Source organism: Klebsiella sp. MS 92-3 (assembly GCF_000195655.1).
Lineage (GTDB): Bacteria > Pseudomonadota > Gammaproteobacteria > Enterobacterales > Enterobacteriaceae > Klebsiella > Klebsiella pneumoniae.
Map to the genome: position 1 here is coordinate 649 of NZ_GL882734.1, position 6,566 is coordinate 7,214.

6 protein-coding genes are annotated in these 6,566 nt (G+C 60.2%); 4 read left to right on the forward strand and 2 right to left on the reverse strand.

Annotated elements, in window-relative coordinates:
• Together HMPREF9538_RS23425 and HMPREF9538_RS23420 are read right to left on the reverse strand one after the other, a co-directional pair.
• A partial coding sequence (locus tag HMPREF9538_RS23425) for an MFS transporter (RefSeq protein ID WP_032456998.1) occupies positions 1 to 624 on the reverse strand: 624 nt, incomplete at its 3' end.
• A 117-nt stretch (positions 625 to 741) separates the two neighbouring features.
• Positions 742 to 1,425 carry a helix-turn-helix transcriptional regulator gene (locus tag HMPREF9538_RS23420; protein WP_002892774.1) on the reverse strand — a complete coding sequence of 228 codons (684 nt, stop codon included), beginning with the start codon at positions 1,423 to 1,425 and terminating at the stop codon, positions 742 to 744.
• Between the two features lie 425 nt (positions 1,426 to 1,850).
• Here HMPREF9538_RS23420 and HMPREF9538_RS23415 point away from each other — a divergent pair, with 425 nt between their 5' ends.
• From HMPREF9538_RS23415 to HMPREF9538_RS23400, 4 genes are all read left to right on the forward strand, one after another.
• Positions 1,851 to 3,038 (forward strand): anaerobic sulfatase maturase, encoded by a 1,188-nt coding sequence (locus tag HMPREF9538_RS23415; RefSeq protein ID WP_009484099.1) that lies wholly within the window; start codon positions 1,851 to 1,853, stop codon positions 3,036 to 3,038.
• Positions 3,039 to 3,082: 44 nt separating this feature from the next.
• On the forward strand, positions 3,083 to 4,816 hold the full coding sequence (locus HMPREF9538_RS23410) for an arylsulfatase (RefSeq protein WP_004893684.1): 1,734 nt from the start codon (positions 3,083 to 3,085) through the stop codon (positions 4,814 to 4,816).
• An 87-nt stretch (positions 4,817 to 4,903) separates the two neighbouring features.
• Positions 4,904 to 5,680 carry an SDR family NAD(P)-dependent oxidoreductase gene (locus HMPREF9538_RS23405; protein WP_009484101.1) on the forward strand — a complete coding sequence of 259 codons (777 nt, stop codon included), beginning with the start codon at positions 4,904 to 4,906 and terminating at the stop codon, positions 5,678 to 5,680.
• A 25-nt stretch (positions 5,681 to 5,705) separates the two neighbouring features.
• On the forward strand, positions 5,706 to 6,497 hold the full coding sequence (locus HMPREF9538_RS23400; RefSeq protein ID WP_009484102.1) for a MoaF C-terminal domain-containing protein: 792 nt from the start codon (positions 5,706 to 5,708) through the stop codon (positions 6,495 to 6,497).
• The last annotated feature ends 69 nt before the right edge of the window (positions 6,498 to 6,566 follow it).

Below are 6,566 nucleotides of genomic sequence, written 5' to 3' on the forward strand. Positions count from 1 at the left end.
CGACGGCTGCTGGCGGGAGACTGAAAGCGGTTGAAAGCGCGGAGGGAAAGCGGATACCAGCGGCAAACAGCAGAGCATGATGGCGGCGAGGATCAGATACACCACCTTCAGGCCAAAGGTCGCGAACAGGCCGGGCAGCGCCAGCAGGCCAAGCATCCCTAACAGCAGTTGCCCGAGCACCCAGAAGGCGTAGACCCGCGACGGGTTCGGCGTTCCGGCCGCGCAGCTGATGCACAAAATCATCAACGTGCCGCCCGCCAGCGAGGCGATAAAGCGCGCCGCCAGCAGCGTCTCATACTGGGTGACCACCGCCGAGACGAGGTTGGCGGCCAGAAACACCACCCCGGCCGTCAGGGCAACCCGCCGCCAGTCGAGGCGGCTCATCCACCACCACGCCGGGAGCGTCGCCAGGCTCATTGCCCCCAGCTCCGCTGAGAACAGCCAGCCGATCTGCCCGGGTTTTAGCTGCCATTCGCTGGCCAGCTGCGCCGCCACCGCCGGCGCGGTCATCAGAATACCCGGCGCAATAGCGGCAAAAATCACGATCGCCGCCAGCAAACGCAGGGACACCACCAGCCCGGCGGGCCGGGAAAGCGCATTATCAGTGAGAGGTGTACTCGACATCGTAGGGCGTGCTCCGGTCAAAAAAGCCTCCCCCCGGAGGATCCTCCAGGGAGTGATACCCACAGGCATCAGGAAAACGCCGTGCTGCCACGGCGCGCGCGGGATGCGAAAGTCAGATTACAGATGCAGCGTACGCTGAGCGGCCGGCATCCAGGTTCGGGAAACCAGTTCGGTACGATTGACCACTTCGGTCTTGGCGAAAATATTGCGCAGGTGCGTTTTTACCGTCGAGAGCGAGATATCCAGCTGGCGGGCAATCAGCTTATTGCTGGCGCCTTCGCGCACCATGCCGACGATTTCCCGCTCTTTCGCCGTCAGGATGGCGGGCAAATCATCTTCTTCCTGCAGGCAGTCGCGAATGGCCAGCTCTACCAGCGGCAGCACCGCCTGGGCCCGCTGGCGCTCTTCGCTGGAGAAAGGCACGTCGCGCATCAGCGAGATACCGGCGACGATCCGCCGCTCGCGGCGGATAAAGATCTCGGTCATGTCGCGCACGTTATTCGGCAACATAAATTCATGATAGTAATGCCGGTTGCGGTCGCAGAGCCGCGGCGTCATCGCCGCCACGGTGGTGTTCTGGTGGCTAAAGTGCGACGGCAGAAGCGGATCCAGCGGCTGAAAGTTTTCCAGATATTGTTGGTGCGTATTATCGGAAATATTATGCAATATATAGTTTTCGGGTTTTAAACGATTATTTACTCGATAAAACACCGCTGAAGTTAGTGGAATTAACTGGGAAATAGTCTGTAAACAACGGGCTATTATCGCATCATTACGGCTGGCTTTTAACAAAGCAGACATGATAGGGCCTCCCCGTCGAGATGATGGTACATGACACATGGATGACTACTGATAATTGAAGCATACATTTCACATTTAAGTAACACAATCATTAACATATTAACAATGTGATAGCCGTTACAAAATTTTCAGCAATACATTGTTATATAAAGCATTTAAAAAACACCCCGGCCATGCTTTACGATAGCGACGTTAAAACATAAACAAATAAGATTAACACCCGGCGTACCTGCCCCTGGTGATAAAAAAAACCTATTCCCGACGCGTGATTCTCATCCTAAAGAACGATGGATTTTTGTTTTTTTTCACTTATACCCTTAACAGGATGCAATTAATTTTCGCCGCGGCTTAATCATGTGATTACGCCTGACCCGCTGTTGCCAAAATAATATCAACAGTACCGGTCACTAACCGAGGATAAGCCGATGCTGAATATCGCCGCCCTGCGCCAGCAGCAAATTCCGCTGGCCGCTGAGCCGCGCTCGCCGGTGCCGTTTCATATTCTGATGAAGCCGATTGGCCCCGCCTGCAATCTCGCCTGCCGCTATTGCTATTACCCGCAGGACGAAACGTCGGTCAACAAGATGGATGACGCGCGGCTGGAGCAGTTTATCCGCCGCTATATTGCCGCCCAGCCCGCCGGCGCGCGGGAAATCAACTTTGTCTGGCAGGGGGGCGAGCCGCTGCTGGCCGGCCTGAGCTTCTACAAAAAAGCGCTCGCCCTGCAGGCGCGCTATGCCCCCGACGGCGTGACTATCAGCAACAGCCTGCAGACCAACGGGACGCTGATCAACGACGCATGGTGCCGACTGTTCCGCGAACATGGCTTTATTATCGGGTTGAGCCTCGAAGGCAACGAAGCGCTGCAGGACTACCATCGTCCGGATAAACGCGGCCGGTCGACCTGGTCGGCGGCGCTGCGCGGCATTGACCTGCTCCATCAGCATCAGGTGGACTTTAATCTGCTGGTGGTGGTGCATAACGAGATGGCGGCCCACGCGGCGGCGATTTATGACCGGCTGGTCAGCCTCGGCGCGCGCTATCTGCAGTTTCAGCCGCTGATGAGCGAAGGCGCGGCCCTGCGCGAAGGATACCAGCTCAGCGCCGATAACTGGGGACGTTTTATGGTCGGCATCTGGCGACAGTGGCGGAAGCGCTGCGATAGAGGGCGGGTGTTCGTTATCAATATCGAACAGGCGTGGGCGCAGTATTTCACTCATACCAGCGGCAGCTGCGTGCACAGCGCCCGCTGCGGCAGCAACCTGGTGATGGAGCTCGACGGACAGCTCTACGCCTGCGACCACCTGATCAACGCCGAACATCGGCTGGGCCGCCTTGACGAGCAGACGCTTGCCGCCGCGGTCGACGCCTCGGTGCAACTGCCTTTCGGTCAGCAGAAAAGTCTGCGCCGCGAATGCCAGACTTGCTCGGTAAAAATGGTCTGCCAGGGCGGCTGCCCGGCGCATCTCAACGCCGCAGGCAACAACCGCCTCTGCGGAGGCTACTACCGCTTCTTTAGCGACATCCTCGCACCATTACGCCCCTTTTCCCGCGACCTTAATGGCCTGAAGGCCTGGCGGGCCGCGTTTGTTGGGACTGCGCATACTGCGTAGCGCCTTACCCTGATGATATCCCCCTCTGAACAGGAGAGTCAGTCGTGAACAAAAAAGCCATGGCCGCGGCGGTCAGCATGATCCTCGCCGGTGGCGCGCACGCCGCGCAGCAGGAGCGTCCAAACGTCATCGTGATTATCGCCGATGATATGGGCTACTCGGACATCAGCCCCTTTGGCGGCGAGATCCCCACCCCCAACCTGCAGGCGATGGCCGAGCAGGGAATGCGCATGAGCCAGTATTACACCTCGCCGATGTCGGCCCCGGCGCGCTCAATGCTGCTCACCGGCAACAGTAACCAGCAGGCTGGGATGGGCGGCATGTGGTGGTACGACAGCACCATTGGCAAGGAGGGCTACGAGCTGCGGCTGACCGACCGCGTCACCACCATGGCCGAGCGCTTTAAAGACGCGGGGTATAACACCCTGATGGCCGGTAAATGGCACCTCGGTTTTGTTCCCGGCGCCACGCCGAAAGATCGCGGCTTTAATCACGCCTTCGCCTTTATGGGCGGCGGCACCAGCCACTTTAACGACGCGATACCGCTGGGGACCGTTGAAGCCTTCCACACCTACTACACCCGCGACGGCGAGCGCGTCTCCCTACCGGATGATTTTTACTCCAGCGAAGCCTACGCCCGCCAGATGAACAGCTGGATTAAAGCGACGCCGAAGGAACAGCCGGTCTTCGCCTGGCTGGCCTTCACCGCCCCTCATGATCCCCTGCAGGCGCCGGACGAGTGGATTAAGCGCTTCAAAGGCCAGTATGAGCAGGGTTACGCCGAGGTCTATCGCCAGCGCATCGCCCGCCTGAAAGCGCTGGGAATTATCCATGACGATACCCCGCTGCCGCATCTGGAGCTGGATAAAGAGTGGGAAGCGCTAACGCCAGAGCAGCAGAAATATACGGCGAAAGTGATGCAGGTGTATGCGGCGATGATCGCCAATATGGACGCGCAAATCGGCACCCTGATGGAGACGCTGAAACAAACCGGGCGCGATAAAAATACCCTGCTGGTCTTTTTAACCGATAACGGCGCCAACCCGGCGCAGGGTTTCTACTACGAATCTACCCCGGAATTCTGGAAGCAGTTCGATAACAGCTATGACAACGTCGGCCGCAAAGGATCATTTGTCTCCTACGGCCCCCACTGGGCCAACGTCAGCAACGCCCCCTACGCCAATTATCACAAAACCACCAGCGCCCAGGGCGGCATCAATACCGACTTTATGATCTCCGGTCCCGGGATCACCCGCCACGGTAAAATCGACGCCTCGACGATGGCGGTGTATGACGTGGCGCCGACGCTATATGAGTTCGCCGGCATCGATCCGAACAAGTCGCTGGCGAAGAAGCCGGTGTTGCCGATGATCGGCGTCAGCTTTAAGCGCTATCTCACCGGCGAAGTACAGGAGCCGCCGCGCGGCAACTACGGGGTTGAACTGCATCATCAGGCGGCATGGGTCGATGGCGAATGGAAGCTGCGACGGCTGGTGCCGCGCGGCCTCACCGCCGGCGACGCGCCGTGGCAGCTGTTTAATCTGCACGACGACCCGCTGGAGACGCATGATGTCGCGGCCGAACATCCCGATCGGGTCAAAGCCATGAGCGAGGCCTACGAGGCATTTGCTAAGCGCACCATGGTTACCAAAGCGCAGGGCAAAATGATCGACTACGTCGGTATCGATAGCAAAACCGGGCGCTATCTGGCGGTCGACCCCGCCACCATGAAGCCGGTGCCTGCGCCGCAGGCGATCCCTGTGAGCGAGATCCATTAACCACCACGGCTATCGTTCTTCCGGGCGATAGCCGGGACCTGACGCGCTTTTTAAGGTAATCGGAAACCCCATTACAGGAGAGTGCGGATGGCGAGAGTCGTGGTGATAACCGGCGGTGGAACCGGAATTGGCGCCGCCTGCGCGCGGCTGATGCGCGCCGCGGGCGACCGGGTGTTTATTACCGGCCGGCGCGAAGCGCCGCTGCAGGCTGTCGCCGATGAGACCGGCGCCACGGCGCTGGTGGGCGATGCCGCCGACGGCGAGGTGTGGCGCCAGCGGCTGCTACCGACGATCCTCGACCAGACCGGCGGGATTGATGTCCTCATCTGCAGCGCCGGCGGGATGGGCAACAGCCCCGCCGCCGATACCAGCGATCGCCAATGGCGCGAGGCGCTGGACGCGAATTTAAACAGCGCTTTCGTCAGCGTGCGCGCCTGCCTGCCTTCACTGATTGCCTGCCGCGGCAATGTGCTGTTTGTCGCCTCCATCGCCTCTCTGGCCGCCGGGCCGCAGGCCTGTGGCTATGTCACCGCCAAACACGCGTTAATTGGCCTGATGCGCTCCATCGCCCGCGATTACGGCCCACAGGGCGTCCGCGCCAATGCGATTTGTCCCGGCTGGGTCACCACTCCGATGGCGGATGAAGAGATGATCCCACTGATGCAGGAACACGGGCTGTCGCTTACCGAAGCCTATCAACGGGTGTGCCGCGACGTTCCGCTGCGCCGCCCCGCCAGCCCCGAGGAGATAGCCCAGGCCTGTCAGTTTCTCTGCTCTCCGCAGGCCGCCATCATCAGCGGCGCTACGCTGGTCGCCGACGGCGGGGCCAGTATCGTCGATGTTCCCACTCTGGCGTTTGCCTAACGCCCTACTCTGTTCAGGAGCCCCTATGACTTCAGAAGCCGTATTTATCCAGGTCGGCGCGCTGGCCGATGGTTTTGCGCCGCACGGTAACCTGCTGGCTACCGCCAGCCTGCCCGCAGGCGAAAACTTTACCTTTTATGTCGCCGGGAGCGAGCCGCAACAGCTGGTTATCGAAGATGAGCAGACGCTAAGCTGGAACGGCAAGCGCGCCCCCTGGCGGGCGACCGCCCTGCGCCCGGACATTCTGTTTATCGACTTCCTTGACCCGGAGCGGGATAACGCCAGCATTAGCGCGGTATGCAACCTGACGCAGCGCAATGCCACGCTGGTATACGGCCAGCTGCCGGACGAAGCCGCCGCGCGGCTGGACGCCTTCAGCCGGGTAGAACAAGGGTTGCCGCTGACCGCGGTTGAGGCCCGTTTCGTCTTCGCCCGCCTGGATGCCCAGCCGGGGCCGCTGCCGGACTTTACCACCGCGCTGGTCGGCATGCGCAATCAGTACACCTATAGCCCGACCGAGCGCTATGAGCACATCTATCTCAACGATAATTTTTACGCCTGGCAGTGTCTGGACGGCGTGGAAAAGGGGCTGGCGGATGTCGATCGCTGCCACTATGTGCAGGTGGCGGAGGATCTCTATTTGTTCGTCTGGCGGGAGAAAATCATTCCCACGCTGGGGGTGATCCTCATCGATCTGCAGCAGATGCGCACTGACGGCAAGATCATGGGCTATCAGGGCAGCGATTTCGGCGCCCTCAGCAATTTCCCGGTCGGCGCCAGCGCGAAGATCCTCAACGTCACCCGCCATCAGGAATAGTAGGGCGCCGCCGGGCACGCTTTCAGGCACCGCACCCGTCATTTCGCCGGGTGGCGGCTGCGCCTTACC